The organism is Kribbella sp. NPDC051718 (assembly GCF_040681515.1).
GTDB lineage: Bacteria > Actinomycetota > Actinomycetes > Propionibacteriales > Kribbellaceae > Kribbella.
On the sequence record NZ_JBFAYZ010000005.1, the window covers coordinates 237326 to 263201 of the forward strand.

Sequence of the window (25876 nt, forward strand, 5' to 3'; positions counted from 1 at the left end):
GATACCGTGAGGGCATCGCCATGGATCTCTCCCTGCAGCAGTTGCGTGGATTCGTCGCGGTCGCGGAGGAACAGCACTTCGGCCGTGCGGCCCAGCGGCTCAACCTGACCCAGCCGCCGCTGACCCGGCAGATCCAGGGGCTGGAGCGCTCTCTGGGCATCAGCCTGTTCGACCGGACCGGCAGGGGAGTGCGGCTCACGGCGGCCGGCCAGGTGTTCCTCGAGCACTCGCGGCGGGTGCTGGCGTTGCTCGAGGTTGCGCCTGACGTGGCGCGGCGAGCGGCCGATGGGCAGACCGGTACGTTGCGGATCGCGTTCACGGCGATCGGGGCGTACGCCGTACTGGCCGACTTCCTGACGATGGTGAGCAAGCGGACCCCGGCGGTGACGGCGGAGCTGACCGAGCTGGTGAGTCCGGATCAGTTCGAGGCGCTGGCGAATCTGGAGATCGATCTCGGCATCGTCCGGCCGCCGATCCCTGCGCAGTTCGACTCGGTCCTGGTGCATTCGGAGGATCTCGTGCTCGCCGTACCGGCAGATCACAAGCTGGCCGACGGAGAGAGCGCTGTCTCGCTGGCTGACGTGACGGACGACTACATCGGTTACAGCCCCGAAGGCTCGCAGTACCTGCACGACATCTGCGCCGCGATGATCGGGATGAACCGGTACGCCGTCAGCCAGCTCGCGTCGCAGGTGCCGACCATGCTCGCGCTCGTCCGGGCCGGGTTGGGGTGCGCGCTGATTCCGCGGTCGATCATGGCCATGGGCGTGCAGGGCGTGCGGTATCGCGAGCTCGACGCGGCGGACGCGCACTCGGTGACGCTGCATGCGGCGTGGAGTCCGGACAGTCCCAACCCGGCTCTTCAGCGGCTCGCCGAGTCGCTGAAGGCAAATCCACATCTGGATGCGTGACTGCCGAGCTTGACCTAGAGCCAGCTCTAGTTCGTACTGTCGGTGTTATGAGCACTCCACAGCACAAGATCGGCTCGGGCTTCGGCCATGGCACCAAGGCGGACGAGGTCCTCGCGGGCATCGACCTGACCGGCAAACTCGCGCTCGTCACCGGCGGCTACTCCGGCATTGGGATCGAGACCACCCGCGCGCTGGCGAAGGCGGGCGCCCAGGTCGTCGTACCGGCTCGTCGGCCGGACGCAGCCAAGGAAGCGCTCTCCGACATCGCCGGCGTCGAGGTCGGCGAGCTGGATCTGGCCGACCTGGCGAGTGTGCAGGCCTTCACCTCAGGCTTCCTCGCCTCCGGGCGATCGATCGACATCCAGATCAACAACGCGGCCGTGATGGCCAACCCGGAGACACGGGTCGGGCCGGGCTGGGAATCGCAGTTCGCCACCAACCACCTCGGGCACTACGCGTTGACCAACCAGCTGTGGCCGGCGCTCGCCGCTGACGGCGGTGCGCGGGTGGTGTCGTTGTCGTCGTCGGGGCACCGGCGCTCTGACATCCGGTGGGACGACCCGCAGTTCACCCAGGGGTACGAGAAGTGGGCGGCGTACGGGCAGGCCAAGACGGCCAACTCGCTGTTCGCGGTACAGCTCGATGCTTTGGGCAAGGATTCCGGCGTACGGGCCTTCGCGGTGCACCCGGGCGGGATCCTGACGCCGTTGCAGCGGCATCTGCAGCGTGAGGAGATGGTCGGCTTCGGGTGGATCGACGAAGAGGGCAACCTGGCGCGCCCGGATCTGTTCAAGACTCCTGAAGGTGGCGCGTCGACCTCGGTGTGGGCGGCCACTTCGCCCCAGCTCGACGGTCAGGGTGGCGTCTTCTGCGAGGACTGCGAGGTCGCCGAACTGTCGACGGACGATGCGCCCGGAGTACGGCCGTACGCCGTCGATCCGGCGTCGGCTGCACGGCTGTGGACGCTGTCCGCCGAACTCACCGGCGTGAACGCGTTCCAGTAATCTGACCGCATCACTACTTCAACGATCGTCAGCACCCTCCGCGCCGCCGGCTGCGTCTTCGCCGAGGACGAGGCGGACCTGCTGATCGCGGCAGCCCGCGACGACGCCGAGCTCACCCACATGGTCGCGCAACGCGTCGCCGGGCTGCCCATCGAACACATCGTCGGCTACGCGGACTTCTGCGGACTGCGCATCCTGCTGGACCCCGGCGTCTTCGTCCCACGCCGCCGCACCGAACACCTGGTCGCGGAAGCTCTCCTGCGCACCCACCCCGGCTCGATCGTCGTCGACCTCTGCTGCGGCTCAGGCGCCCTCGGTGTCGCCGTCCACGCGGGTCAACCCGACATCACTCTGTTCGCCGCCGACCTCGACCCCATCGCCGTCGCGTGCGCCCGCCGCAACGTCGAGCCCATCGGCGGCCACGTCACCCAAGGCGACCTGTACGCCGCCCTGCCACCGTCTCTGCGCGGCCGCATCGACGTCCTGCTCTCGAACGTCCCCTACGTCCCCACCGACGAGATCCCCTTCCTCCCCGCCGAGGCCCGCCTCCACGAACCCCACACCACCCTCGACGGCGGCACCGACGGCCTCGCCATCCTCCGCCAGGTAGCAGGCGAAGCCTCCGCTTGGCTGGCTCCCGGAGGCACCCTGCTCACCGAAACAACCGAAGCCCAAGCCCCAGTCGCCGCCGAGATCCTCACCGCGGCCGGCCTGACACCCCGCATCAGCACGTCCGAGGAGCTCTACGCCACCGCAGTCATCGGCACCAAGGATTAACCCGATGCCGGTCACGCCAGCCACCGCCAAGGAGTAGCCCGATGGAGATCAGACCAGCCACCGCCGAGAACCTGCCCGGCGTGGTCGCCTCTAGCGCCGCGCTCTTCGCGGAGGACGCCGCAAACCGCGACTCTCTCCGCAATGCAAGCTGGCCGGCCACCCACGGCGCGCAATGGTGCGCTGACCTGCTGGCTGATCCTCAGGCGCTGGTGCTCGTTGCTGCGGTGGAGGGCGAGGTCGCCGGTCATCTCGTCGGCATGTTCGCGGAGCCGTCGGACATGTGGACCGGAAGCAAGGCCGAGCTGGTGAGCATGTACGTCCGCGTCGACCTGCGAGGACAGGGCGTCGGCGGACGGTTGGTCGACGCGTTCGTCGAGTGGGCCAAGGGGCGTGGGACCGCGCGCATGCACGTCACGGCGTACGCGGAGAACGCGGCCGCTCTGCGTTTGTACGAGAGCCGGGGCTTCGCACCGAAGTCGGTGACACTTGCCGTGGACCTTTGATCCGTAGGAATTGCCTGATCGGGTAAATGGGTTGGAGCTCGGGTCGTGGGGTGGAGACGATGTGAATCTATGGCTGATCACATCGCGTTCTTGACCATCCCGGCCGCGGGGCACGTCAATCCGACTCTTCCGGTGGTTGCCGAGTTGGTGCGGCGAGGGCATCGGGTGACTTATGCGACCGGGCCGGCCTTTGGTGACGCGGTCAGGGCTGCCGGGGCCGAGTTGGTCGAGCTGGACTGGGAGCCGAAGGCGATCAAGGTCGCGCGGACCGGGCAGACGACCGAGGATCTCGCCAGGATGTTGTCCAGCTTCGTGAACAGTGCGCGGCGGGTGACGCCGGCGGTCGAGAAGTGGCTCGTCGACGACCGGCCGGATCTGTTCGTGTACGACATGATGACGTTCATCGGGCCGGCCCTCGCGGCCAAGCTCGGGCTGCTCGAGGCGGCCACGGTCGCGAACTTCGCCGGCAACGAGCAGTTCAATCTCACCCAGGCGCTGGTGCCGGCCGACTTCGACCATACGCACCCGAAGTTCCGGGAGTTCCTGGCCGCGCGGGCGCAGTACGCGAAGGACTTCGGGGTGCCGCTCGAGACGGTCGCGACGGCGGGGGCGATCGCGCCGATGAACCTGGTCTTCATCCCGCGCGAGTTCCAGCTGTCGGGGGAGACCTTCGACGACCGCTTCCATTTCGTGGGGCCCGCGATCGGGGCGCGTACCGCCGTCTCGGACTGGACGTCACCCGGCTCGCCGCTGCTCTTCATCTCGCTCGGTACCGCCGTCAACGACCGCCCCGACTTCTTCACCACCTGCGCGAAGGCCCTAGGCGGCACCCACTGGAACGTCGCGATGGCGATCGGCAACGAGGTCTCACCGGCCGACCTCGGCGACATCCCCCCGAACTTCGACGTCCGCCCGTACTTCCCCAGCCGGCCGTCCTCGAACACGCGGACGTCTTCCTCTCCCACGCCGGAATGAACTCGGTGATGGAGTCCCTCCTCAACCAGGTGCCCTTGGCAACCTACCCACAGACCGCCGAACAATCCGCCAACGCCGACCGAGTCACCGAACTAGGCCTAGGCCGCCGCCTCCAGAACGACATCACCCCCGACATCCTCCGCACCACCATCAACGAACTCACCACCGACACCACCATCCGCAACAACCTCGCCACAATGGCCGACCACATCCAAGCCGCCGGCGGCCCAACCGGCGCAGCAGACGCCCTGGAGGCCTACCTCGCCCGGGGTTGGTAGTTTGCGCCCGTGGCCGACTTCTGGGTACATGGCGTGGACGGATTGGACGACGATGCTGCCAATCGCTTGGCAGCAGTGCATCCAGACTGGCGGTTCACCGATGGCGACGTACCGCCGGCTGACGCGGCGTACGACGTACTCGTCGGCGGCCGACCGAGCCTCTCGTTGCTGACGGCATCCAAACGCCTGCACACATTGGTCATCCCGTTCGCCGGAGTGCCTGCCGCGACCTCGGAACTGTTGGGTGCGCACCCGCAGATCGCAGTCCGGCCCGTCCACCACACGGCTGGTCCGACGGCCGAGCTCGCGCTCGGCTTGGTGCTGGCCGCCGCCCGTGCGCTGGTCCCCGCGGATCAGGCGATGCGCGCCGGCGACTGGACGCCTCGGTTCGTACCCCCGACGCCAACGATGATTCTGGCCGGGCATCCGGCGGTCATCGTCGGCTACGGCGAGATCGGTCGGCGGGTGGCGCGCTCGCTGGCTGCGCTCGACATGGAGGTCCACACGATCCGGGGGAGTATCAGTTCGCCGTACGCCGATGGCGAGGTGCGTGTGCACCCGGTGGGGGAGTTTGCCGAGCTCGCTGGTTGCGCGCGGGTCGTCGTACTGGCTGCACCTGCGACTGCCCGAACTGCTGGTCTCCTCAGTGCCGAGGTGATCTCGGGGTTGCCGACGCCGAGTGTGGTGGTGAATGTCGCGCGAGCCGCCCTGGTCGATGAGAGAGCGCTCTACGAGCGGCTGCTGACCGGAGAGATCGCCGCAGGACTCGACGTCTGGTGGAACGAGGCGTCCTCGGCTGATGCCGCTACCGGGATAGCGGCATCAGCCGAGCCGTTTCACGAGCTGCCGAATGTTGTTCTCAGTCCGCACCGCGGAGGCGCCTTCAGTCTCCGGGAGGTGCGCGACCGGCGCCTCGCCGAGGTGGAGAAGGTGCTCATCACACTCGCCGGAGCACGTGGAGTAGGTAGTCACGGCGGTTGAGTGGGTCGTTGTCGGTGCGTGGCCGGTCGGGGATCGGACCCGTGACGGGTTGATAGCGCTCGAACGCCGACTCCAAGACGCCCTCGCCGCGGGAGAGGCCGGGCAGCTGCTGCTCCAGTTGGTAGACGGCGGCTGCCGGGATTTCTCCTTCCAGGACGGAGGTCTCGGAGCCCAAAGCTGGTACCTGCGGGATGGCTCGGAGCCGAGCAAGGGCAGCCAGTACGCCGCGAGTGGTGTCGGTTGGGATCTCCAGCTGGAAGTGATGCATCGGCTCGTACACCGTCGTGCCGGCCTGGCGCAGCGCCGTCATCAGGACGAGTGGGGTGAGGTTGCGGAAGTCGCCGGCCGTGCTCGACATGCTCTTGTCGAAGACTGCGTGCGCGTGACTCTGTCGCGCCGAGTAGCCCGAGTGCGTCATCACCACTCGCGCGTCCGGGATCTGCCAACCGTGGATGCCCTGCTGCAGCGTCTCGTGAACGGTCTCCTCGACCGCCTTGATGAACGCGTACGGCATCGAGCCGAGCTCCACCTCGAGGCGGAAGCTGACACCTTCGTTGGCCGGCGCCGGCTCGACCCGCAGGCCGACGGTCGCGAGGAACGGGTTCGGGTCCTGCTTGTTGAACTCGACCGCGGTCCCGATCCCGTCCAGCCGCTCGATGCAGATCGTCGTCGTCTCGCGGAACGTGACGTCGATCCCGAACTCGGCGGCCAGTGTCGTCTGGATGACCTCCTTCTGCACCTCGCCGTACAGCGACACGAACGTCTCCTGGCGGATGTCGTCCTGGCGCAGATTGATCAGCGGATCCTGCTCGGCGAGCTGAGAGAGCGCGACCTGCAGGTTGCCCTTGTCCGACGGACTGACCGGCGCGATCACCGTCTCGAGCGTCGGGGGAGCGAAGTACCCGCTCTCCGCGCTGATCCCCTCGGCCCCGATCGCGTCACCGATCTGGATCTCACCGAGCCCCCACAGCTTGCCGATCTGCCCGGCGGTCACCTCCGGCCGGGTCAGCACCGAACCACCGTCGAAGACGCTGATCGACGTCACCTTCGACTCGCGGTCACCGTGGAACCGGAGCAGATCCCGCGTCCGGATCGCGCCGGAGAACATCCGCACGAACGCGATCTTCTCCCCGGCCCGTCCACGCTCGACCTTGAAGACCGACCCCGACACGGGTCCGTCGACGTCGCCTTCGACTGCGGGCAGCAGTTCGCGGATCCCCGCGATCAGTTCGTCGGTCCCGGCGCCGGTGATCGCCGACCCGAAGTACACCGGATGCACGAGTGCCCGCCGCGTCTGCTCGACCAGCTTGGCACGCAGTACGTCGTACGAGAGTGCGGCTTCGTTCTCGACATAGGTCGTCAGCAGCTGATCGTCATGGACAGCCAATAGCTCGATCAACGTGTGCGTGAAGTCGAGGTCGTCTCGCCCGTACGACGCGAACCCGGCGCTCGGGCTTCCTAGCCCGGCCGCCTCACCCATCGCGATGACGTCAGCCGACAAGCGATCCGCGATGCTCTTCAGCAACTCCGGCGCCTGGGCGCCACGCCGGTCGAGCTTGTTGACGAAGATCAGGGTCGGGATCCGGAGCCGTTGCAGCGTCCGCATCAGAACGCGCGTCTGCGCCTGGACGCCCTCGACCGCGGAGATGACGAGCACCGCGCCGTCGAGCACGCTGAGCGCCCGCTCCACCTCGGCGATGAAATCCGGGTGGCCGGGAGTGTCGATCAGGTTGACCGTGACGTCGTCGATCGCGAACGAGACGACCGCGGACTTGATCGTGATCCCGCGCTGGCGTTCCAGCGCGAGCGAGTCGGTCTGGGTACTGCCGTCGTCGACGCTGCCGACCTCGTCGATGACCCCGGCGGCGAAGAGGAGCCGCTCGGTCAGGCTGGTCTTACCGGCGTCGACATGCGCCAGGATTCCCAAGTTCAGTGTTCGCACGCAGCTTCATGTCCCTTGAAGAGGAGGTATGGCCTTCCTGGGTGAACATGAAGTGAGCTCGCATGTCAGGAGTACAGCAGAGGCCGCTCCCCGGCAGCAATCGGTTTTCCGTGCACCGGCTGCGACGAATGTCAGGTACGGGACGTGGGGTGCAGCAGCTCGATCAGATGATCCAGGAGGTCCGCCGGCTCGTCCGGCAGCCGGAACTGGGACTGGATTTCGCGCCTACAGTGACACGCATGAGCCCGACACCCGCTGACTTCACGGATCTCCTCGGTCGCCTCACGCTCGAGCAGAAGGTCCAGCTCCTCACCGGCCAGGACTTCTGGTCGACCCACCCGCTGCCCGGGATCGGGCTGCGGTCGATGGTCCTGTCCGACGGTCCCAGCGGTGTCCGCGGCCCGGTCTGGGACGAGCGCGACCCATCGCTCAACCTCCCGTCCGCCACCGCGCTCTCGTCGTCGTGGGACCTCGCCGTCGCCCACCGGTACGGCGTGGTGTCCGCACTCGAAGCCCGCCGCAAGGGAGTGGACATCGTCCTCGGCCCGACGATCAACCTGCACCGGTCGCCCCTCGGCGGACGTCACTTCGAGGCGTTCAGCGAGGATCCCGTGCTGACCGCCGAGCTGGCCGCCGCCTACGTGGCCGGCGTACAGGAGCTCGGCGTCGGTGCCACCCCGAAGCACTACGTCGCGAACGACTTCGAGACCGACCGCTTCACCGCCGACGTCGTGGTCAGCGAGCGCGCACTGCACGAGGTTTACCTGCTCGCCTTCGAGAAGGCGGTCACCGAGTCCCAAGCGTGGCTGGTGATGAGCGCCTACAACTCGATCAACGGCGCGACCGCGTCAGAGAACGAACTGCTCGAGACTCCGCTGAACAGCGGGTGGGGCTTCGACGGCGTCGTCGTCAGCGACTGGACCGCCGTACGCAGCGTCGAAAGCGCGAAACACTCGCAAGATTTGGCGATGCCGGGTCCGATCGGGGCCTGGGGGGATGCCTTGGTCGAGGCCGTGCGGTCGGGTGAGGTCGAGGAGGACGCGATCGATCGGAAGGTGCTGCGTCTGCTCGCGCTGGCGGCCCGGGTCGGCGCCCTCGAAGGGTTCGAGAAGCCGGCCGAGTTACCGGAGGTCGACACCGTCGCCTTCGCGCGCTCGGCGGCGGCCGAAGGATCGGTACTCCTGCGCAACGCCGACGAGCTGCCCTGGAACGCGAGCACTCTCCAGCGGATAGCGGTCATCGGGCACAACGCGCGGGACGCGCGGACCCAGGGCGGCGGTAGCGCGACCGTCATCCCGTCGGCAGTGGTCTCACCGCTCGACGGACTCCGTGCGGCGCTTCCGGACACCGAGGTGACGTACTCGATCGGCGCAGTGGTCCAAGAAGGCGTCGCGGAGTTGCCGTTGTCGACGATGACCAACCCGGAGACCGGCCGGCCCGGCGCCCGGACCCGTTTCCTGGCCGAGGACGGGTCAGAGCTGTTCGCCGAGGATCGCTTCTCCAGTGCGCTGGTCTATCTCGGCGGGAACGCGCCGATCGGCGACACGTCGGTCTTCGAGTTCCGTACGACGTACACGCCGGGGGAGTCCGGGGCGGTGCTGCTCGGGTTCGCCTCGGTCGGCCGCGGCCGCATCTATGCCGACGGCAAGCTTCTCCGTGAGGACACGGTCGTACCGGTCGGCACGGACCTCGGTGCCGCCCTGCTGTCACCGCCGTCCATCTCGACCCCGCTCGACGTGATCGCCGGCCGGCCGGTAGACGTCCGCGTGGAACTGGACCTGGCGAGATCGGAAGGCGGTCTCGGCAACGCCCTGAGCATCACCGTCGGCGTCGAGCCGGACCGCTCGGACCCGCAGGCACTGATCGCCGAGGCCGTCGAGGCCGCCCGGGCCGCCGAGGTAGCAGTCGTGGTGGTCGGCACCAACTCCAAGGTCGAATCCGAGGGCCACGACCGGACGACCCTCGCGCTCCCCGGCCACCAGGACGAGCTGGTACGGGCCGTGGTGGCAGCGAATCCCCGGACGGTCGTGGTCGTCAACGCAGGCTCGCCCGTCCTGCTGCCCTGGCGCGACGAAGTCGCCGCGCTCCTGGTCACCTACTTCGGCGGCCAGGAGTACGGCAACGCACTGGCCGACGTCCTGCTCGGCATCGTCGAGCCCGGTGGCAGGCTTCCCACGACGTGGCCGCGCGACGAGGCCGACGTACCGGTCATCGACGTCACTCCACACGACGGTACGGTCCAGTACGACGAAGGCGTCCACATCGGGTATCGCGCCTGGCTCCGCGCCGGGACCGAACCGGCCTTCGCCTTCGGGCACGGCCTCGGCTACACCACCTGGTCGCTGTCCGACCTCCGTGCCTCCGCGACCTCTGTCGCGGTGACCGTCCACAACACCGGCCGGCGATTCGGCAAACACGTGATCCAGGTGTACGCCGAACGCCCCGGGAGCACTGTAGATCGCCCGGTCCGCTGGCTGGCCGGCTTCGCCGTCGTCAGTCTGGAGGCAGGCGAAACCGGCGAGATCACCGTCCCCCTGCATCCCCATACCTTCGAGTACTGGGACAACGCCTGGACCACCGAGCCCGGCACCTTCACTCTCCGCGTCGGCTCGTCGGTATCGGACCTACCACTGTCGACTGAGCTCCAGGTCCGTACGCCTTGAGCTCAGTCGATGAGGGTGCCGATGTGCGCGCCGGAACTGATGGCCGCCGCAGCGCCGTCGTGGTCGATGTCGAAGACGTGCAGGGGGAGTGCGTGGTCGCGGGCGAGGATGAAGGCGCTCTGGTCCATCACGCCCAGTCCCTTGTCGATGACCTCCTGGTAGCTGAGGCGGTCGAAGCGGCGGGCGGTGGCGACCTTGTTCGGATCTGCGTCGTACACGCCGTCGGTGCCGTTCTTGGCGACCAGCAGCGCGTCGGCGCTCAGCTCGATCGCGCGCTGGACCGACGGATAGTCGGTGGTGTGGAACGGCTGGCCGTTTCCGCAGGCCAGCAACACGATTCCGCCCTTCTCCAGGTGGCGCAGCGCGCGCAGCCGGATGTACGGCTCGGCCAGGTTGTTGATCGGGATCGCGGTCATCAGCCGGACGTTCTTCGCGCCGAGGGCCGAGAGCCGGCCGCGCAGCAGTACCGCGTTGATGACGGTGCCGAGCATGCCGATGTTATCGGCCTCGACCCGGTCGATACCCCAGTCCTCGGCCCGGTTTCCGCGGAAGACGTTCCCGCCACCGACGACGACCGCCACCTGAACGCCGGTCTCGTGCACGGCGATCACCTCACGGGCCAGATGCGTCAGGCTGTCGCTGTTGAAGCCGAACTCGGCCGATCCCGCGATCGCCTGGCCGGACAACTTGATGACAAGCCTTCGGTACATCGGAGCTCCTCACAGCACAGATGGACGGGGCGGGTCAGAAGGCGGTGATCGTCCGCGGTGCCCGCTCCGCCCGAGACAGCGTACGCAGTACTGCGCTCGCGCCGTGCCGCCGGACGGAGAGTCGCGTCAGCAGACTCAGCACCGTCTCCACCGCGCTCGGCGGCAACTCCGGCGTCGGCAACCCCACGCTGACGGCCAAGTCGTCCGAGTGCACGGCGAGCTCCATCAGCCTGGTCAGCAACATGTCGTCGAGCATCAGCGACCACGGCCCCCACAACGAGATCCGGACCGGGCGGTCGACGATCTCCGGCAGCTCGACGGTGAGCTGCTCGAGTGCCGCATCCAGCCGATCCGCCAGTACTCCGGGACCGTCCGCCGCGATGAGATCGCCACCCGACCTGATTCGCAGGCTGATCTCGTCGTCCAAGTCGGCGTCGATCCACTCGACCCGGGCGTAGTGGTCGAGCACCGTGATCGTCGGCTCGGTGGGGATCGGGGACGCGACGATCTCCGGGATCGCGAGAACCTGGAAGGCGAGATGGCCCGCCAGGCCGCTCACGGTGAACTCCTCCAGCGCACTCGGCTTCGACCATGCCTCGATGACCGCGGGCTCGCGCAGGAGTTGCGCTGCGGACATACCAACGGCGAGGAAGTCGTCTCTGATCACGCTTCATTCTCACCGATTGCTTGGTCGAGGGAGCGGTAGGTGCGATTGCTTGCTGCTGCAGCGCGTTGCTCCCGGCCGGTGGCCTCGATGTAGTTCTGACTGGTGGCCAGACTCGCGTGGCCGAGCAGCCTCATGATCTCGGTCGCGGTGGCGCCGTCCTCGGCGAGTCTGGTGGCGAACGTGTGGCGTAACGCGTGGAGATTCGCGCCCGCTGGTACCCGATCGTGCAGGCCGGCCCAGCGATAGCAGGACTTCACGAGATACTCGAGGCCGCCACGGCCGATCGGCTCGCCGGTACGGTCAAGCAGCAGCTTTGTGGAGCGGCTGAATCGCTTACGGGGAAAGCGTTGTGCGCACGAATCGATGTACGTCTCGATGATCTTGGCCATGATCGGCTCGACCGGGATGGAGCGGTCGCGGCTGCCTTTGCCGTGGACGTGCAGGCGCATCTCACCGGGACGCCCGGCCAGCGAATCCGCTGTCAGGGTGCGCATCTCGCCGGATCTCAGACCGGCGACCAGACCGAGCGCGATCACCAGGACGTCCCGCTCCGGCCAGGGATCGCGCGATTGGCGGGCACCGTCGGCGACCGAACGCAGCAGAACTTCCGGGGTGTCCTCGCCGCGGAGAGGCTTGGGGGAGAGGGGAGGGGTTTTGGGTCTGGCCACTGCTCCCATCGGGTTGCCCGCCAGCAGACTGTCGGACACGCAGAAGGTGAGGAACTGGTTCCAGGTGGACCAGGCGCGCAGGACGGAACTCTTGGCGTGGCTGTCGGCGAACGCACCGAAGGCGGCGCGCAGAGCATGGGCGGTGAGGTCGTCGACCTCGAGTTGTTCGAGCTCGACGTCGAGGTTTGTGCAGAGCAGCGTGGTGATGCCGGCCAGGTCGCGGCGGTACGCGTCGGTGGTGTGGGGGGAGTCCTTGCGAGGACGCCGGGCAGCGAAGAACGCCGACTGAGCTGCGAGAACCTTCATGGGGGAGTTCTACCGACCGCCACCGACAGTTTGCGATCCGTGCCCGACTCCCCTGGGCTCATTCCTTGCATCAGGCAACAATTCCGGCCGGAACCTGCTGCATAATGGTGATTATGCATGACAGAACCGGCGTCGACCGCTGGGCTGTCTTCCGGGGGATAAATGCATCAGCTCCAAGATCTTTGTCATCCAAGCTTCCTCGGATGACAAAGCTGCGACCAACCGCAGTGGTTCTGTCAGCAGGACGCTCTCAGAGCCGCTGACAGAACCCGTCGGACGGCATCGAGCCGAGAATCAGGCTGGAAGACAGCTCCTGGCCGTCCTCCTGAGTCTTCTCCCTGAATGTCCGATAACTGACATTATGTCAACTGGTACGGTTCTGGCCCCTCTCCTAAGATGAGGTTCTGGCGTCGGCCGACGCCCAGCCTCTGTGGACCTCCCCCAGCGAAGTCCTCGAGATGGCGAAGGGGAATCCGCCCTCAAGGCCAAAGTGGTGGTGTCCAGGCCTGGATCGAATGTCGCGTCGCTGGGGGGCGAAGACATGTCGAGGAGGCTTGTCATGACCAAGCAAGGCAGTTTCAAACGCGCCGTCCGCGATCGGGCCCGGCAGACCGGTCAGCGGTATACCCAAGCACTCGCTGATCTGGAGCAGATCAACAGATCGCCGTTCGCCCGGACCCGCCCTTTCGAGCGTGCCGATCTCAAGGCTCACCTCGAGACGCGGTACGGCATCCGGATCAGCTCGCTGGCGCCGATCGACGACGACCCAGCCACCCGGCCCGATGGCTCGTGGCCCGGCCACTACCCGTCGACGTTGTTCGTCCGTCGGGAGGACGGTCCCCCGTGGATCGCCCGAGTGTTCTCGTCTCCCGCCGACCGGCTCGCTCGGGTCGAGGGCGACGCAGAGATCCTGCGATTCCTGGCTGCGCACGACTTCCCCGCTGAACGGATCGCGCACGAGGAACCGGTGTCGGTGTTCGACGACAGCGGCGTGATCGTGACCCAGTTCATCGACGGCGGGCGCCCAGGCGGTCAGCACGGCAGGAGCGAACACGCCGAGATCGCCCAGGAACTGGGCAGCCTGCTCGGCCGACTGCACGCGCTCCCCCAGGCAGATGGCGCGGTCGCCAGAGACGGCGGCGCCGAGGAAGCCGACGGCGGCTTCTACGTGGGCCGGCCGAAACAAGATGTTGCCGCGGCGATGAGCTTCCTGGTCAGTGTCGAGGACAAGGTGTCCCCCGCCGGCCGGGAGAAATTCGACTGGCTGCGCGATCAGGTCGAGAACGCTGACGACGCAGAAGGGCTACCGGAAGCGCTCACTCACAGTAACTATCACCTGTGGGCGGCCGTCGGTATCCCCGGCGCGCTCACGATCGTCGGCTGGGCCGGCTCTGGGCGCGGGCCGCGACTACCCGCGCTCGCCTGGCTCCTGCGGACCACGGCCGAAGGCAACCCGGACAACATAGACGCCGTCCTGCGTGGCTACCGTCAGCACATCCAGCTCACCGACGAAGAGCTTCAGCGACTCCCCCAGATCCTGAACCTGCGCCCGCTCTGGCTGGCCTGCCTCGACTACCAAATGACCGTGAACAACGGCGCTACGCCAACTCTCGATGAAGGTTGGCTACACCCCGGAAGCATCGAACAAGCCGAACGACTGGCGGCCCGCGCTTACGACAGCGGCAAGTAGGCGCGGCAGGCCTCGAGGTTGTGGACTTCGATGTCGTCTCGCCGATGTTGCGCCCAGTTGTCCCTGGTGAGTCGCCAGCGGTTGAGCAGGCCGGGCTCGCCTTGCCGCGTGGCCCACTCGGATCCGTTGGGCTCGTAGCCATGACCTCGCGAGATGGCGTTGGAAGCCTGGTTGTCGACGAAGGCGTCGCTGCCGGCTTCCTTCGCGCCGAGGCCGTCGAAGGCGAGGTGCAGGATGGCTGCCCGCATCTCGTGTCCGTACCCGTGGCCACGCTGGTCGGTGGACAGCCAGGAGAAGCTGCTCACCGTCCCGAGGGTGGAGAAGTCCAGGCCCAACAGCGCTTGCTCCCCCACCGGCCGTCCGTCGACCATCACGACGAAGTCGAGCCGCCAACCTTCAGGCTCGACGGTGCCGCGTCGGCGCCATACCGCGCGCAGCCACTTGGCGACCCGCAGATCCGGATCGGCTTCGTAGAACGACATGGGGTCGTCGTACGGCGGCGGATCGGCGTGCGTCTTGCCTGCCCGCACGACCTCCGCAAGCTCGTCCAGCAGTTCGTCCGTGGTACTGCGCAACTCGATCCTCGGCGTACTGATGCGCAGATCGAGCAGCGGATAGTTCCTCATGACCGCTTACTCTGCACGTCGAAGGACTACAGCGCAGCCGAATTTCCACGGGCCATGATGGTGAGGCCGATGACGGCCAGGAGTCCCAGGGCGGCTGAGACCAGGAGTACCCACCACCTGGTCATCGAGTGCCACCAACCCTCCCCGTGTCAGGTTCGCGGGTGCTTTCCCGTACTACGAGATCGACCGGAAACTGTTGCCGGTGGCCGCGTAAAGGGCCTCCCGCCAGGAGCAGGCGCGCGGCGGAACTGGCCATCTCCTCGACCGGCAGCCGCATCGTGGTCAGCGGCGGATTGGTACAGACCGCCGCGATGGAATCGTCGAAGCCGATGATGCCGACGTCGTCCGGCACCCGTCTGCCGCTGGCGGTGATGGCCTGTACGGCGCCGGCGGCCATCAGATCGCAGGCGATGAACATCGCGTCGATGTCCGGGTGCCGTTCGAGCAACTGCTGTGCGGCGTCGTACCCGCCCTCGCGCCGGAAGTTGCCATCGGCACTCAAATCTGCCAGGCCGAGCCGTTGCGTCGCCTGCAGGTAGCCGGCCCGTCGATCGATGGCGCAGGGGTTGAGGGTCGGTCCGTGGATGGCGGCGATCCGGCGATGGCCGAGCTGGTGGAGCCGGTTGACCGCCTCGTAGGCGCCGCCGAAGTTGTCGGCCTCCATCCCGGGTACGGCCGGATCGGTACGTACCAGCGAGACGGCACGTCGGCACCGCCGGTAGAAGTGCGCGGCCAGGTCGGGCGTGATCTCGGCGAAGACGGCGCCGAGTGTGGTGGTCGAGGCGATCTGGTCGAGCTCGTCCGCAGCAGTCGCCTGCGCTACCGCGTGTAACCGCAACTGGGCGTTGACGCCCTGAAGGACCGGCATCACGCCTGGCAGTACTCGGCTGACATACGGGTGCGTCCCGAGCCAGCCGACGCTCAAGTCCGGGGTGACCACGATGACGTCGATGGCACGCTGGCGTCCGGTGGCCAGAGCTCTCGCGGTTTCGTTGGGCTGGTAGCCGAGCTCGGCCACGGCTGCACGGACCCGTTCTCGCAGCGGCGCGGAGGCGCCGGGAACGTCGTTGATCACCCGGGACGCGGTCGCCCGGGACACACCGGCCAGCTGCGCGACATCCTCGATCGTCGGTTTCAGCGTGCTCATCGGCGGGTGCACTCTCCATCAGGGTCGTGAGATGGAGTGAACGCTAGACCTGAGAGCGCTCTCAGGCGAAGGTCGCTGCCTCTTCTTCTGGAAAGATCCCCCGGAGAAAGTCCGGGCCGGTGTCGGATCGGGGCCGGGTTCTTCGTTGTAGGGGTGAGCGGCTGCCCGGCCGGGACGACAGGAGATGAGTTGAGATGCAGTACTTGGTTTCTGTGATCGCGGACGAGGCCACCCACGCCGGTACGCCGGAGGAGCGGGCGGCCATCAGCGTGTTCAACGAGCGGATCATCGCCGACGGCAACTGGGTCTTCGCCGGCGGACTCGCCGGACCCGGCTCGGCCACGGTGATCGACAACCGCGGGGCCGAGGCGGTGTTCACCGACGGGCCCTTCGTGGAGTCGAAGGAGTTCCTCGCCGGGTTCTGGGTGATGGAGGCCGCCGATCTCGACGAGGCGCTCAAGCTCGCCGCCGAGGGGTCCAGGGTCTGCAACCGTCGCGTCGAGGTGCGGCCGTTCCTGTGAGCGAGGTCGAGGCGGCGATCACCCGGGTCCACCACGAGGAGTGGGCGCGGGTGGTCGCCTCCCTGACCAGACGGTTCGGTGATCTCGACATCGCCGAGGAGGCGGCGGCCGAGGCGTTCACGGTCGCGGTCGAGAAATGGCCGGCCGACGGCGTACCGCCGAATCCCGGTGCCTGGCTGACGACCACCGCCAACCGCAAGGCGATCGACCGGATCCGCCGGGAGAGCAAGCGCGACGACAAGCACAAGGAGGCTCAGATGTTGTCCGACGACGAACCGCCCGAGTCCCTTGGCGCGATCGACGACGAGCGGCTCCGGCTGATCTTCACCTGTTGTCACCCGGCGCTCGCGATGGAGACCCGGATGGCGCTGACGCTGCGGATGGTCGGTGGGCTGACCGTGCCCGAGATCGCCCGGGCGTTCCTGGTGCAGGAGACGGCGATGGGTCAGCGGATCACTCGCGCGAAGGCGAAGATCAAGGCGGCCCGGATCCCCTATCGGGTGCCGTCCGCAGAGGATCTGCCGGCGCGCGTGTCCGGCGTACTCGCTGTGTTGTTCCTGGTCTTCAACGAGGGGTATCTGGCGACTGGTTCCGAGACGGATCCGGTACGTCACGAGCTGACCGCTGAGGCGATTCGGCTCACCCGGTTGATCCGGGCGCTGATGCCGGAGGACGGTGAGGTGGCTGGGTTGTTGGCGCTGATGCTGCTGACCGAGGCTCGCAGTGCTGCTCGGGTGTCGGCGACCGGCGAACTGGTGACGCTCGTCGAGCAGGATCGTGGCGCGTGGGACGTGGCGATGATCGGCGAGGGGCATCAGCTGGTGCGCGAGCGGCTGGCCGCTGGGGTGGCTCCGGGGCGCTATCAGATCCTCGCGGCGATCAATGCCGTGCACACGTCTGCTCGCGCGGTCGGTGATACGGATTGGTCGCAGGTCGTTGCTTTGTACGACCAGTTGGTACGCCTCGACTCGTCGGCGATCGTCGCGCTCAACCGGGCGATCGCGGTCGCTGAGCTCGACGGTCCGGATGTGGCGCTCGCGGCGGTCGACCGTCTTGAGGACAAGCTGGCGGGGTATCACGCGTACCACGCGACTCGGGCTGACTTCTTGCGACGGTTGGGGTGCAGTCAGGAGTCGCGCGCGGCGTACGACCAAGCCATCGAACTGGCCGGCAACACAGCCGAGACCGCGTACCTAACCCGCCGACGCGACCAACTCGGCCGCCCCTGAATCACCGCAGGACGCTGAACTCGTTGCCGTCGGGGTCGGTAAGCTGGATCGACCCGTCCTCCCCCGCGTCGGTTTCGCTGCGCTTCGCGCCGAGCGAGACCAGGCGATCGATCTCCGCCTCCCGATCGCTGCCGGCAGGCGTGGCGACATCCAGTCGCAGGCGGTTCTTCCCAGTCTTCGGACGTACCGGCGGCCCACCCCAGCTGATCTTCGACCCGCCGTCGGGCGACTGGATCGCCGTCTCCTCGTCCTGATCCCATACCAGCGGCCAGCCCAGCGCCTCACTCCAGAAGTACCCGACCGCCTGGCTGCCATCGGACGACAGCGCGCCGATCACGCCGGTGTCAGCGAGGAAGTTGTTGCCAGGCTCGATCACACAGAACTCGTTGCCCTCAGGATCGGCAAGCACGACATGACCGTCCTCCGGCGTCTGCCCGATGTCGATGTGCCGGCCACCCAGCTCCAGCACCTTCGCCACCTTCTGCTGCTGCCCGTCGAGCGATTCACTCGTCAGATCGAAATGCATCTGGTTCGGCTCAGTCTTCTCAGCCTCGGTCGGCAAGAACCGAATCTGAAACTCGGTCTCCTCCCCCGCCAGCAACGTGACACCGTCCTCAGCCACCTCCCGGCCCAGCACACCGGCCCAGAACCGCGCAAGACGGATCGGATCGTTCGCATCGAACTCGAGCGCCACCAACTGAGAGGTCATACCCGCGACGCTAGGTGCCCCGGCCGTCACCGAGCAACACAATTAGATGAGGAGCCTTCAGTCGGCGAGGTGGCTCACCAGGCGGATCAGTTGGTCGGCGTACTGGTCGGTGAAGGTTTTGGAGTCGGGGTCCAGGCCCAGGGCTCGGGCTATTTGGGGGAAGGTGATGGGGGCCGCGGAGAGGGCGAAGAGGGCGAGGGTGGTGTAGGCCGGGTCCATGTCGGCGGCTAGTTCGCCGTTGGACTGGCGGTGGCGGATGTCGGCCAGGACCTGTTGGAAGCGGGTTGCTTGTTCGGCTTCGTCGCCGGCGCTGGTGTCCTGGTCTACGCCTTGGCGGATCAGGAGGCGGGCCAGGTCGGGCTGGGCCTGGGATTCGCGGGCGTAGGCGGCGACCAACTCCCCCAGGCTCCCGGCGGGTTCGGCCAGGGCGGGTTCGCCGGCTCGCCAGCGGTCGGTGACTGCTTGGTACAGGCCTTGTTTGCCGCCGAAGTAGTACGAGATCAGTTGTTTGTTGACGCCCGCTCGCGTCGCGATCTCGCTGACCCGGGCGCCGCTGAATCCGCGGGTGCCGAACTCGATCACCGCCGCGTCCAGCAGTTGCTGCTTGCTGCGCTCGGCGTCGCGCTGCCGCTCGTCCGCCGCCGGTGCTCGCCTCGGGCTCATGGCTCCGATGGTATCCGAGGTCTGATTTAGTCAGCTATATGGATGATAGAGTCGTAGAACGAGTTGATTGGGGAGAGAGTTGATGAGTACTTCGTTGCGAGTCGCCATCGTGGGTGGCGGAATAGGTGGGCTGGCGCTGGCCCAGGGGCTGACGAAGGCCGGCGTGGAGGTGCGGCTGTACGAGCGGGACGAGTCACCGCTCAGCCGGAAGCAGGGGTATCGCATCCACATCAGTCCGGTCGGTGAGGACGCGTTGGCTGCGATGCTGCCTGCCGACGTGATGCGGCGAGTTGTGGAGACCTCTTCGCGGCCCGGTGATCTGGTGGGTGGGTTCGATGGGCAGTTGAATCCGACCTTCGAGCAGACGTTCCCGGTTGCTGGGCCGGACACGGTGAGCGCGGTCGATCGGTATGCGTTCCGGCGGGCGTTGATGACTGGGCTCGATGGGGTGCTGCGGTTCGGGCATGAGTTCGAGGGCTATCGGGAGACGGCTGATGGGCGGGTCGAGCTCCGGTTCACGGACGGGACCTCGGCCACGGCCGATGTGTTGGTGGGGGCCGATGGGATTGGGTCGCGGGTTCGGGGGCAGTTGCTGCCGGACTTTCCGATCGTCGACATCGGGGTGCGGTGCATTTACGGGAAGATTCCCCTGACTGACGCGATCAGGGAGCTGGTGCCGCCGGCGTTCCTGCGGGGCTTCAACTTCGTGACGGTGGGCGGTGGGCCGGGGTTGGCCTTCGGTCCGGTGCAGTTCAGGACGCCGCCGGCGGAGTACGGCGACTATCTGATGGCGGTGTTGACGGGGACTCACGAAGTACTGGGTGTTCCTGACGAGGAGTTGTTTGCGCTGTCTGCTGAGGGGCTCTGGGATCTCGTCGTACGCCGTACGCGCGAATGGCACCCCACCATCCAGCGACTGGTCGCCGCGGCGGATGTGAGTGCCGCGTTCCCGATCACGCTGCGCACCAGCACCCGGATCGAGCCGTGGCAGACCGGGCGGGTCACCCTGCTCGGCGATGCGATCCACCCGATGACTCCGGCTGCTGGAGCCGGCGCCAACACCGCGCTCTGGGATGCCGCTCGTCTCACGGACGCATTGGTCGGCGGTGATCTCGCGACCTACGAGGCGGAGATGATCGAGAACGCCCGAGTGGTCGTCGAGGAATCACTTCGCAATGCAGAGCGGATGTTCGGCGTACAGGTTGCGGCCTAGGAGTCGAGGACTTCGGTGAGCATGCGGAGGCCTTGGTTTTCGAAGGAGTCGGCGCCTACCTGGTGGGCCCAGGCGGTGGTGCCGATGGCTTCGCGGACTCGTTGGCGGTGCCAGGAGTCGGGGTCGCGGGGGTCGGTGCCGTAGCCGTGGAGGAAGGCGGTCTCCAGGGTTGGGTCGGTGCGGAATTGTTGGGCCGCGAGGCGGCCGAAGTCTGTGTACGCCGGGCGGAGGCCGGCTCGGCCGAAGTCGATCACGCTGACCGTGCCGTCGTGGATCAGCCAGTTGCGGGGTTGCCAGTCGCCGTGGGTCGGGACCAGGTCCGTGGTTGGTGTCGGCCAGGAGTTGATGAGGGTGCGGAGTTGGTCTACGACGTCGGGTGCGATGCGGTGCGGCCTGGCGAGCCAGGCGAGGGCCTTCTCGTTCTCCCCTGCTTCGAAGTCAGCGGCGACGGCAGATTGGCCGTGGAGCTGGGCTAGCAGCTCGCCTGCTTGGCGGTAGGTCTCTGGATCGTGTTCGTGGTCGGTGCCCTCGACCAGGTGTCCCGGGAGGTAGCGGGTGACGAGCAGCTTGGCTTGGTCGTCGCCGTGGACGAGTTCCGGTGCGCGGTTGTGGGTTGTCCACGGTTTCAGCCAGGCCTGGTGCGCCTCCAGCTCAGTGGCGATGTTGCCGTCGGCGGCGTCGCCGGCCTTGGCGATGTACCGCTCGCCGTCCTGCACCAACTCCAGCACGGTCGTGCCGACCAGACCCCAGCTGAGGTCCTTCACCACTTCGGCCCGCGGCAACCACTCGGCCAGAAGGTCACGCTGCCGGTGATCCAGAGTCATGCCGCAAGTCTGCCCATCACCTGAACTCCTGGCCGAAGCACCCCGAGCTTCCACCAGCCCGCGGCCAGGTAGAGCCGGACCGCGGGATCGGTTGGATCGTCGCTCGTGCGAGCAGGCATCGGCTTGTCACGGATTCGAGGAGCTTGTCGTGGAGGGCGCGGCCGATTCCGCGGCCGCGGTAGGCAGGCAGCACCGCTAGCTCGACGAGTTCGAAGTGGCCGCCGACCCATTCATCGGTGATGACAGCCGGCAGCGCTTCGCAGACCAGGTCGCTCCAGTACTGGCCTCGCTGACCTGTATATCCCCAACCGAACCCGACGACCGCCGAGTCGCCGACTGCTGAGTCGTCGACGGCTGTGACGAGGCGGTAGCCGTCTCGGGCGGCGTGCCGTTCGTACAGGTCGGTGCGCCAGTGGTCGAACGTGTCGAAGTCGCCGAAGGCCTCCTGGTAGAGCGGCCAGATGTCGCGAGCCAGCCCGAGAGCGTCAGCTGGGTTGTGAAGGTGAATCTCCAAGGCCTACCTCTGCGGTGGTGGCGGTCCCGGCGGTCCGGCCCGGGGCTTGGTGGTTGGACCAGTAGAGGTTGGTGTGGGAGATGACCTTGTCGGGAGTCGGCGCGCCCCACTCGGAGAGGTCCTCGGTGGTGTGGGCGTCGCTGACCAGCAGCGTGTCGTAGCCGCGGACGATCGCGCCGTGCAGGGTCGAGCGGACACACTCGTCGGTCTGCGCGCCGGCGACCACCAGGCGGCCGATCTTGCGGTCGGCGAGAACGGATTCTAGGTCGGTGTCCTCGAAGGAGTCGGGATAGAGCTTGCGGACGACGGGCTCGGACTCCCCCTGCTTCAGCTCCGGGACGTACTGCCACCCCTCACTGTCGATCGGCATGTGCTCGCTGGAGTGCTGCACCCAGATCACCGGTACGTCGTCGGCGCGCGCCTTGTCGACCAGAGTGGCGATGTTCGCGACCACGGCGTCCCGATCGTGGGAGCCCTCCATCACGCTGTTCTGCACGTCGATCACGATCAGCGCGGACTCCGTCCGGCCCTCCAGCGTCGTCATCACGATCCCCTTCCACCCACTCGCCGACTGTTGACCCCAATGCTAGGAACGCCCGCCGACAAAACTCAGCCAAAGTAGTCACCGGGTGAGCAGTTTGTTTGGGAGGATCGGGTCATGCGGGCTGATCGGTTGGTGGCGACTCTGTTGCTGATGCAGGCGCGCGGGCGGGTGACCGCGGCCGAGTTGGCCGAGGAGCTGGAGATCTCGGTGGCGACGGCGCGGCGGGACCTGGAGGCGTTGTCGACCGCTGGGATCCCGGTTTATCCACAGCCTGGGCGCAACGGTGGATGGTCGCTGCTGGGCGGGGCGCGGACGGATCTCAGCGGGCTCAACGCGACCGAGGCGCAGGCGTTGTTCCTGCTCGTCGGGCCGGCGGCGTCGGTTGCGCCGGAGGCGAAGGCCGCGCTGCGGAAGTTGGTGCGGGCGCTGCCGGATACGTTCCGTGCGGATGCCGAAGCGGCTGCCGAGGCGGTGGTGATCGACCCGGCGCGCTGGGGTGAGCAGGTCAAGGAACGGCCCGAGATGGTCCGCCGGTTGCAGGATGCCGTCGTCCGCCGGGTCAAGGTCAGGCTCCGGTACGCCGGACGCGGCAGCGCCGAGACGGAACGGCTGGTCGATCCCCTCGGGCTGATCGACAAGGACGACATCTGGTACCTGATCGCGGGGACGGCGAAGGGCCAGCGCACCTTCCGGGTCGAGCGGATCACGGAGGCGGAGCTCACCGGCGTACCGGCGGAGCGGCCGGACGACTTCGACCTGGCCGAGGCGTGGAGCCGGGTGGTGGAGGAGATGGAGCAGCAGCGGTCGTTGATGGCGGCGACGCTGCTGATCGAGGAGCGATACCTGTGGGTGATGCAGGATCGGCACGGCCGGCACGTCGAGGTGGTCGGGCCGGCCGACGACGGGCGGATCAAGCTCCGGCTGACCGCGCCCTCTCCCCTGATGATCGCCCAGCATCTGGCCGGGTGGGGCGGGATGATCGAAGTACTGGATCCGCCGTCAGTGCAGGCTGAGTTGGCGCGGCTCGGCAACGAGCTGGTGACTCGCTACAGCGGGAGCGAGTAGATGATGAAGCCGCGGTTCTCGGCGACCTGGTCGTAGAGCCGCCGGGCGGTCGCGTTGGATTCGTGGGTCGACCAGTAGACGCGGCCGCAGTTCTGCGCACGGGCCCAGTCGGTGACGGCCGCGATCAACGCACGGCCGACTCCGCGGCCTCGGGCGGCCGGAGCGGTGAAAAGGTCTTGCAGGTAACACGAATCGGCCGACGTGGTGCTCGCGTGGGTGAGGAAATGAACGATCCCGACCAGCTCGCCGTCGATCCTGGCGGCCAGCGCGTGCATTCGGGTGCCGGTGGTGAACTCCGCCCAGGAGTGGTCGAAGAACTCGGCCGGCATGGTGCGCCCGTAGAACTCGTTGTAGCCGGCGAAGAGCTCCTCCCAGGTCTTGCGGTCGGCCGGCTCGAGCGGGCCGATGCTGAGGCTGGCGGGCTTTTCGGGGGCTGCGGCTGACTCGGTCACCAGGTCACCGTTTCATACCGAGGGTGCTGGTGAGCCGGACCGATGAGTAGGGTGCGGTGTCGGTTTTTCCCGAATCGAGTTAACAGGAAACTTTGTGACCACTACGCCGCCGCCCGGCCAGCCGTACCCTCCGCACCCGCAGCAACCGGGCCAGCACCCTCAGCAATTCCCGCAGTACGGCCCGAACCAGGGACAGCCGCAGGGCCAGCCCCAGTTCCCCCCACCGCAGCAGCCCCAGTACGGGCAGCCGGGCCAGGGAGCTCCGCAGTACGGGCAGCCGGCGCAGGGCGCTCCCCAGTACGGTGGTCCGCAGCCGCAGTATGGGCAGCAGCCGTACGCGCAGCAGAACTACGCGCCGCCGCAGCAGCCGGGGCAGCCGGGCCCGCAGTGCCGGTTCTGTGGTGGGGTGCCGGCTGTCGAGGCGACCGTGCGGGGCCACCAGGGCTTCCTGGTGATGATGCGGTTCCTGAAGCTGCAGGGACCGTTCTGCAAGACCTGTGGCACCGCGGCGACTCGCGACATGACCGCGAAGAGCATGTGGCAGGGCTGGTGGGGTATCGGGTCGATGATCATCAACCCGATCACGATGCTGGTGAACCTCGCTACCTCCTCGAAGTTCAGGAACCTGCCCGAGCCGGCCCCGAACGCGCCCGGCCGCCCGATGGATCCGGGCAAACCGCTGTTCAAGCGCCCCGCCGTGCTCGGTCTGCTGATCCCGATCGCGGTGATCGCGCTGATCGTCGTCGCCAACCTGAACAAGGACCCCGAGGCCACGATCGGCTCCTGCGTCTACAACAAGGGCACCGCCGACAAGCCGAACGTGAAGGTCGTCGACTGCTCGTCCAGCGAGGCGGACTACAAGGTGATCGGCAAGCTCGACAACACCGTGGACGGCGACCAGTGCGCCAAGTTCCAGGACTCGACCGTGTCATACACCGACCGGAACGCGAAGTACACGCTCTGCCTGACCCCCAACTAGTACTGCGCTCTGCCCAGCCCGTCGGCTGGGCAGAGCCAGGTCAGTTGTAGTAGCCGTCTACCGGCACCCGCGCCTCGTCGTACAAGGCAGGACCCTCCTGCGGCACGGCAGCGAAGCCGCCACCGGGTTTGAGCCCGTGGAGCTGCTCACCGGACAGCGCGTAGACGACACGGCCGAGCCCGGAGCGCTCGATGGCGCCGGTGCACATGCCGCAGGGCTGGCAGCTCGTGTACATCGTGGTGCCGGCGGCCGCGTCGGCGTCCAGCTCGCGCGCGGCCCACTTGGCGAGCTTGAGCTCCGGGTGGGCGCTGATGTCGTTGTCGGTGATGCTCGTGTTGTGGTCCTCGGCGATCACCGTCCCATCGGGACCGACCAGCAGTGAGCCGAACGGCGGGTTCCCGGATTCCCGGGCCGTTGCGGCCAGACCGATCGCACGGCGGAGGAATTCTTCTGCTGAGGGGGTCACTGTCGCTCCACTCCATCCATGGACGCCGCGACGATCGCGAGGTCCTTCCAGGCGTTCTGCGGCCGCTCGGTTTCGGCCGGGTCGCCGCCGAACGGATCCAGTACTACGGTCGTCGCGCCGAGCAGCCGGAGCTCCTCGAGATCGCCCAGCACCTGCTCGAGCGATCCCTCCCCCGCCACTCGCTCGGCCTCAGGCAACGGCTGGGCCGTGAGTCGGAGCACGATCCGTGGCGCGAAAGCTGGCACAGGTCGGCCTTCCTCGGCGGCCAGTTCCTTGAGCCGATCGAGCCCGGTACGCATCCAGTCGACGCGCCGGCGCAGCGGATGCCAGGCGTCTCCGAGCCGTACTGCGCGACGCAGGCCGGCGTCGCTGCCGCCACCGACCCAGATCGGGATGTCACCCGCGCGGTAGTCGGCGTCGTCGGACCATGCCGCGCGGACCTCGCGGATCAGCTCGTCGGTGAGCTTGCCGCGACGGGTGAAGTCGACGCCGAGCGCCTCGAACTCCTGCCGCGCCCACCCCACTCCGAGCCCGAGCACGAAGCGCCCGCCGCTCAGTGAATTGAGGTTGGCCGCCATCCGGGCGACCAGCAGCGGGTGCCGGTACGGCGCGATCAGTACCGTCGTCCCGAGCCCGATCGTGGTGAATCCCGCCAGCCAGCTCAACGTGGTGAACGGCTCGTAGAAGGGCGCCGGGTACTGCGAAGCGACATCGGGGGTGACCGCGACATGGTCGGAGACCAGCAGCCGGTCGAAGCCGAGACCCTCGACGGTCTGGGCCCAGTCGCGGAGCCGGCCGGGGTCGGTACCGGGGCCGAAGTTGGGGACGTTCACACCGATTTGCACCCGC

The 25876-nt window shown here is 67.5% G+C and carries 27 protein-coding genes; 13 read left to right on the forward strand and 14 right to left on the reverse strand.

Annotated elements, in window-relative coordinates:
- Positions 1–20: 20 nt before the first annotated feature.
- From AB0M15_RS20475 to AB0M15_RS20500, 6 genes are all read left to right on the forward strand, one after another.
- Positions 21–911 (forward strand): LysR substrate-binding domain-containing protein, encoded by an 891-nt coding sequence (locus AB0M15_RS20475; RefSeq protein ID WP_363820970.1) that lies wholly within the window; start codon positions 21–23, stop codon positions 909–911.
- A 47-nt stretch (positions 912–958) separates the two neighbouring features.
- Positions 959–1915: an SDR family NAD(P)-dependent oxidoreductase gene (locus AB0M15_RS20480; protein ID WP_363820973.1), complete on the forward strand. Its 957-nt coding sequence runs from the start codon at positions 959–961 to the stop codon at positions 1913–1915.
- Between the two features lie 24 nt (positions 1916–1939).
- The gene (locus AB0M15_RS20485) at positions 1940–2692 is read left to right on the forward strand and encodes a putative protein N(5)-glutamine methyltransferase (RefSeq protein ID WP_363822288.1); all 753 of its coding nucleotides are present in this window, start codon (positions 1940–1942) and stop codon (positions 2690–2692) included.
- 41 nt (positions 2693–2733) lie between these two features.
- Positions 2734–3195 carry a GNAT family N-acetyltransferase gene (locus AB0M15_RS20490; RefSeq protein ID WP_363820975.1) on the forward strand — a complete coding sequence of 154 codons (462 nt, stop codon included), beginning with the start codon at positions 2734–2736 and terminating at the stop codon, positions 3193–3195.
- Positions 3196–3545: 350 nt separating this feature from the next.
- Positions 3546–4448 carry a nucleotide disphospho-sugar-binding domain-containing protein gene (locus AB0M15_RS20495; RefSeq protein ID WP_363822290.1) on the forward strand — a complete coding sequence of 301 codons (903 nt, stop codon included), beginning with the start codon at positions 3546–3548 and terminating at the stop codon, positions 4446–4448.
- Positions 4449–4457: 9 nt separating this feature from the next.
- Positions 4458–5429: an NAD(P)-dependent oxidoreductase gene (locus AB0M15_RS20500; protein WP_363820977.1), complete on the forward strand. Its 972-nt coding sequence runs from the start codon at positions 4458–4460 to the stop codon at positions 5427–5429.
- Here AB0M15_RS20500 and AB0M15_RS20505 read toward each other — a convergent pair.
- Positions 5386–7371, reverse strand: a complete 1986-nt coding sequence (locus tag AB0M15_RS20505) for a translation factor GTPase family protein (protein WP_363820979.1) — start codon at positions 7369–7371, stop codon at positions 5386–5388. The genes AB0M15_RS20500 and AB0M15_RS20505 overlap by 44 nt on opposite strands.
- Positions 7372–7610: 239 nt before the next feature.
- Here AB0M15_RS20505 and AB0M15_RS20510 point away from each other — a divergent pair, with 239 nt between their 5' ends.
- A complete protein-coding gene (locus tag AB0M15_RS20510) occupies positions 7611–10034 on the forward strand; it encodes a glycoside hydrolase family 3 C-terminal domain-containing protein (protein WP_363820982.1) in 2424 nt (807 codons plus the stop codon).
- Between the two features lie 2 nt (positions 10035–10036).
- Here the strand turns inward: AB0M15_RS20510 and pyrH are convergent, their stop codons facing one another.
- Genes pyrH through AB0M15_RS20525 form a run of 3 tightly spaced genes read right to left on the reverse strand, consistent with a single transcriptional unit; the run spans position 10037 to position 12385 of the window.
- On the reverse strand, positions 10037–10744 hold the full coding sequence (gene pyrH, locus AB0M15_RS20515; RefSeq protein ID WP_363820987.1) for a UMP kinase: 708 nt from the start codon (positions 10742–10744) through the stop codon (positions 10037–10039).
- A gap of 34 nt (positions 10745–10778) precedes the next feature.
- On the reverse strand, positions 10779–11411 hold the full coding sequence (locus AB0M15_RS20520; protein ID WP_363820991.1) for a maleylpyruvate isomerase N-terminal domain-containing protein: 633 nt from the start codon (positions 11409–11411) through the stop codon (positions 10779–10781).
- Positions 11408–12385, reverse strand: a complete 978-nt coding sequence (locus AB0M15_RS20525) for a tyrosine-type recombinase/integrase (protein ID WP_363820996.1) — start codon at positions 12383–12385, stop codon at positions 11408–11410. Before AB0M15_RS20525 ends, AB0M15_RS20520 begins: the two co-directional genes overlap by 4 nt.
- Positions 12386–12944: 559 nt before the next feature.
- On the opposite strand from AB0M15_RS20525, the gene AB0M15_RS20530 reads away from it, so the two are divergent.
- Complete coding sequence (locus AB0M15_RS20530) at positions 12945–14075, forward strand: phosphotransferase (RefSeq protein ID WP_363821000.1); 1131 nt, start codon at positions 12945–12947, stop codon at positions 14073–14075.
- Here the strand turns inward: AB0M15_RS20530 and AB0M15_RS20535 are convergent.
- Together AB0M15_RS20535 and AB0M15_RS20540 are read right to left on the reverse strand one after the other, a co-directional pair.
- Positions 14057–14701 carry a GNAT family protein gene (locus AB0M15_RS20535; protein WP_363821004.1) on the reverse strand — a complete coding sequence of 215 codons (645 nt, stop codon included), beginning with the start codon at positions 14699–14701 and terminating at the stop codon, positions 14057–14059. The two genes, AB0M15_RS20530 and AB0M15_RS20535, sit on opposite strands and share 19 nt — an antisense overlap.
- Before the next feature lie 121 nt (positions 14702–14822).
- Positions 14823–15848: a LacI family DNA-binding transcriptional regulator gene (locus AB0M15_RS20540; RefSeq protein ID WP_363821008.1), complete on the reverse strand. Its 1026-nt coding sequence runs from the start codon at positions 15846–15848 to the stop codon at positions 14823–14825.
- Positions 15849–16042: 194 nt separating this feature from the next.
- On the opposite strand from AB0M15_RS20540, the gene AB0M15_RS20545 reads away from it, so the two are divergent.
- Positions 16043–16369 carry a YciI family protein gene (locus AB0M15_RS20545; protein ID WP_363821010.1) on the forward strand — a complete coding sequence of 109 codons (327 nt, stop codon included), beginning with the start codon at positions 16043–16045 and terminating at the stop codon, positions 16367–16369.
- Positions 16366–17598 carry an RNA polymerase sigma factor gene (locus AB0M15_RS20550; protein WP_363821013.1) on the forward strand — a complete coding sequence of 411 codons (1233 nt, stop codon included), beginning with the start codon at positions 16366–16368 and terminating at the stop codon, positions 17596–17598. The genes AB0M15_RS20545 and AB0M15_RS20550 overlap by 4 nt, the downstream gene beginning before the upstream one ends.
- Position 17599: 1 nt before the next feature.
- Here AB0M15_RS20550 and AB0M15_RS20555 read toward each other — a convergent pair whose 3' ends face one another.
- Together AB0M15_RS20555 and AB0M15_RS20560 are read right to left on the reverse strand one after the other, a co-directional pair.
- Positions 17600–18307, reverse strand: a complete 708-nt coding sequence (locus tag AB0M15_RS20555) for a VOC family protein (protein ID WP_363821015.1) — start codon at positions 18305–18307, stop codon at positions 17600–17602.
- Between the two features lie 57 nt (positions 18308–18364).
- Positions 18365–18970: a TetR family transcriptional regulator gene (locus tag AB0M15_RS20560; protein ID WP_363821018.1), complete on the reverse strand. Its 606-nt coding sequence runs from the start codon at positions 18968–18970 to the stop codon at positions 18365–18367.
- A gap of 82 nt (positions 18971–19052) precedes the next feature.
- Between AB0M15_RS20560 and AB0M15_RS20565 the strand changes: the two genes are divergently transcribed.
- The gene (locus tag AB0M15_RS20565; RefSeq protein ID WP_363821020.1) at positions 19053–20183 is read left to right on the forward strand and encodes an FAD-dependent monooxygenase; all 1131 of its coding nucleotides are present in this window, start codon (positions 19053–19055) and stop codon (positions 20181–20183) included.
- Here AB0M15_RS20565 and AB0M15_RS20570 read toward each other — a convergent pair.
- The 3 genes from AB0M15_RS20570 to AB0M15_RS20580 are packed head-to-tail and all read right to left on the reverse strand — an operon-like array spanning position 20180 to position 22065.
- Positions 20180–21007, reverse strand: a complete 828-nt coding sequence (locus AB0M15_RS20570; protein ID WP_363821023.1) for a phosphotransferase — start codon at positions 21005–21007, stop codon at positions 20180–20182. The two genes, AB0M15_RS20565 and AB0M15_RS20570, sit on opposite strands and share 4 nt — an antisense overlap.
- Before the next feature lie 16 nt (positions 21008–21023).
- Entirely contained in the window at positions 21024–21521 is a 498-nt protein-coding gene (locus tag AB0M15_RS20575) for a GNAT family N-acetyltransferase (protein ID WP_363821026.1), read from the reverse strand.
- Positions 21493–22065, reverse strand: a complete 573-nt coding sequence (locus AB0M15_RS20580; protein WP_363821028.1) for a cysteine hydrolase family protein — start codon at positions 22063–22065, stop codon at positions 21493–21495. Before AB0M15_RS20580 ends, AB0M15_RS20575 begins: the two co-directional genes overlap by 29 nt.
- 114 nt (positions 22066–22179) lie before the next feature.
- Between AB0M15_RS20580 and AB0M15_RS20585 the strand changes: the two genes are divergently transcribed.
- Entirely contained in the window at positions 22180–23130 is a 951-nt protein-coding gene (locus AB0M15_RS20585) for a WYL domain-containing protein (protein WP_363821030.1), read from the forward strand.
- On the opposite strand, the gene AB0M15_RS20590 is transcribed toward AB0M15_RS20585, so the two are convergent.
- Positions 23112–23582 carry a GNAT family N-acetyltransferase gene (locus AB0M15_RS20590; RefSeq protein ID WP_363821033.1) on the reverse strand — a complete coding sequence of 157 codons (471 nt, stop codon included), beginning with the start codon at positions 23580–23582 and terminating at the stop codon, positions 23112–23114. The genes AB0M15_RS20585 and AB0M15_RS20590 overlap by 19 nt on opposite strands.
- Positions 23583–23676: 94 nt before the next feature.
- Between AB0M15_RS20590 and AB0M15_RS20595 the strand changes: the two genes are divergently transcribed.
- Complete coding sequence (locus AB0M15_RS20595; protein ID WP_363821036.1) at positions 23677–24561, forward strand: toxin-antitoxin system, toxin component; 885 nt, start codon at positions 23677–23679, stop codon at positions 24559–24561.
- A 40-nt stretch (positions 24562–24601) separates the two neighbouring features.
- On the opposite strand, the gene AB0M15_RS20600 is transcribed toward AB0M15_RS20595, so the two are convergent.
- Positions 24602–25027: a nucleoside deaminase gene (locus AB0M15_RS20600; RefSeq protein ID WP_363821038.1), complete on the reverse strand. Its 426-nt coding sequence runs from the start codon at positions 25025–25027 to the stop codon at positions 24602–24604.
- Positions 25024–25872 carry an LLM class flavin-dependent oxidoreductase gene (locus AB0M15_RS20605; RefSeq protein WP_363821040.1) on the reverse strand — a complete coding sequence of 283 codons (849 nt, stop codon included), beginning with the start codon at positions 25870–25872 and terminating at the stop codon, positions 25024–25026. The genes AB0M15_RS20600 and AB0M15_RS20605 overlap by 4 nt, the downstream gene beginning before the upstream one ends.
- Positions 25873–25876: the final 4 nt, after the last annotated feature.

Bases quoted from the DNA above. Each gene is read 5' to 3' on its own strand.
- AB0M15_RS20490 (WP_363820975.1), top strand. From the start codon at position 2,734: ATGGAGATCAGACCAGCCACCGCCGAGAACCTGCCCGGCGTGGTCGCC.
- AB0M15_RS20580 (WP_363821028.1), bottom strand. From the start codon at position 22,065: ATGACGACGCTGGAGGGCCGGACGGAGTCCGCGCTGATCGTGATCGAC.
- AB0M15_RS20555 (WP_363821015.1), bottom strand. From the start codon at position 18,307: ATGACCTCTCAGTTGGTGGCGCTCGAGTTCGATGCGAACGATCCGATC.
- AB0M15_RS20565 (WP_363821020.1), top strand. From the start codon at position 19,053: ATGAGTACTTCGTTGCGAGTCGCCATCGTGGGTGGCGGAATAGGTGGG.
- AB0M15_RS20530 (WP_363821000.1), top strand. From the start codon at position 12,945: ATGACCAAGCAAGGCAGTTTCAAACGCGCCGTCCGCGATCGGGCCCGG.
- AB0M15_RS20570 (WP_363821023.1), bottom strand. From the start codon at position 21,007: ATGACTCTGGATCACCGGCAGCGTGACCTTCTGGCCGAGTGGTTGCCG.
- AB0M15_RS20525 (WP_363820996.1), bottom strand. From the start codon at position 12,385: ATGAAGGTTCTCGCAGCTCAGTCGGCGTTCTTCGCTGCCCGGCGTCCT.
- AB0M15_RS20540 (WP_363821008.1), bottom strand. From the start codon at position 15,848: ATGAGCACGCTGAAACCGACGATCGAGGATGTCGCGCAGCTGGCCGGT.
- AB0M15_RS20560 (WP_363821018.1), bottom strand. From the start codon at position 18,970: ATGAGCCCGAGGCGAGCACCGGCGGCGGACGAGCGGCAGCGCGACGCC.
- AB0M15_RS20475 (WP_363820970.1), top strand. From the start codon at position 21: ATGGATCTCTCCCTGCAGCAGTTGCGTGGATTCGTCGCGGTCGCGGAG.
- AB0M15_RS20510 (WP_363820982.1), top strand. From the start codon at position 7,611: ATGAGCCCGACACCCGCTGACTTCACGGATCTCCTCGGTCGCCTCACG.
- pyrH (WP_363820987.1), bottom strand. From the start codon at position 10,744: ATGTACCGAAGGCTTGTCATCAAGTTGTCCGGCCAGGCGATCGCGGGA.
- AB0M15_RS20545 (WP_363821010.1), top strand. From the start codon at position 16,043: ATGCAGTACTTGGTTTCTGTGATCGCGGACGAGGCCACCCACGCCGGT.
- AB0M15_RS20480 (WP_363820973.1), top strand. From the start codon at position 959: ATGAGCACTCCACAGCACAAGATCGGCTCGGGCTTCGGCCATGGCACC.
- AB0M15_RS20585 (WP_363821030.1), top strand. From the start codon at position 22,180: ATGCGGGCTGATCGGTTGGTGGCGACTCTGTTGCTGATGCAGGCGCGC.
- AB0M15_RS20535 (WP_363821004.1), bottom strand. From the start codon at position 14,701: ATGAGGAACTATCCGCTGCTCGATCTGCGCATCAGTACGCCGAGGATC.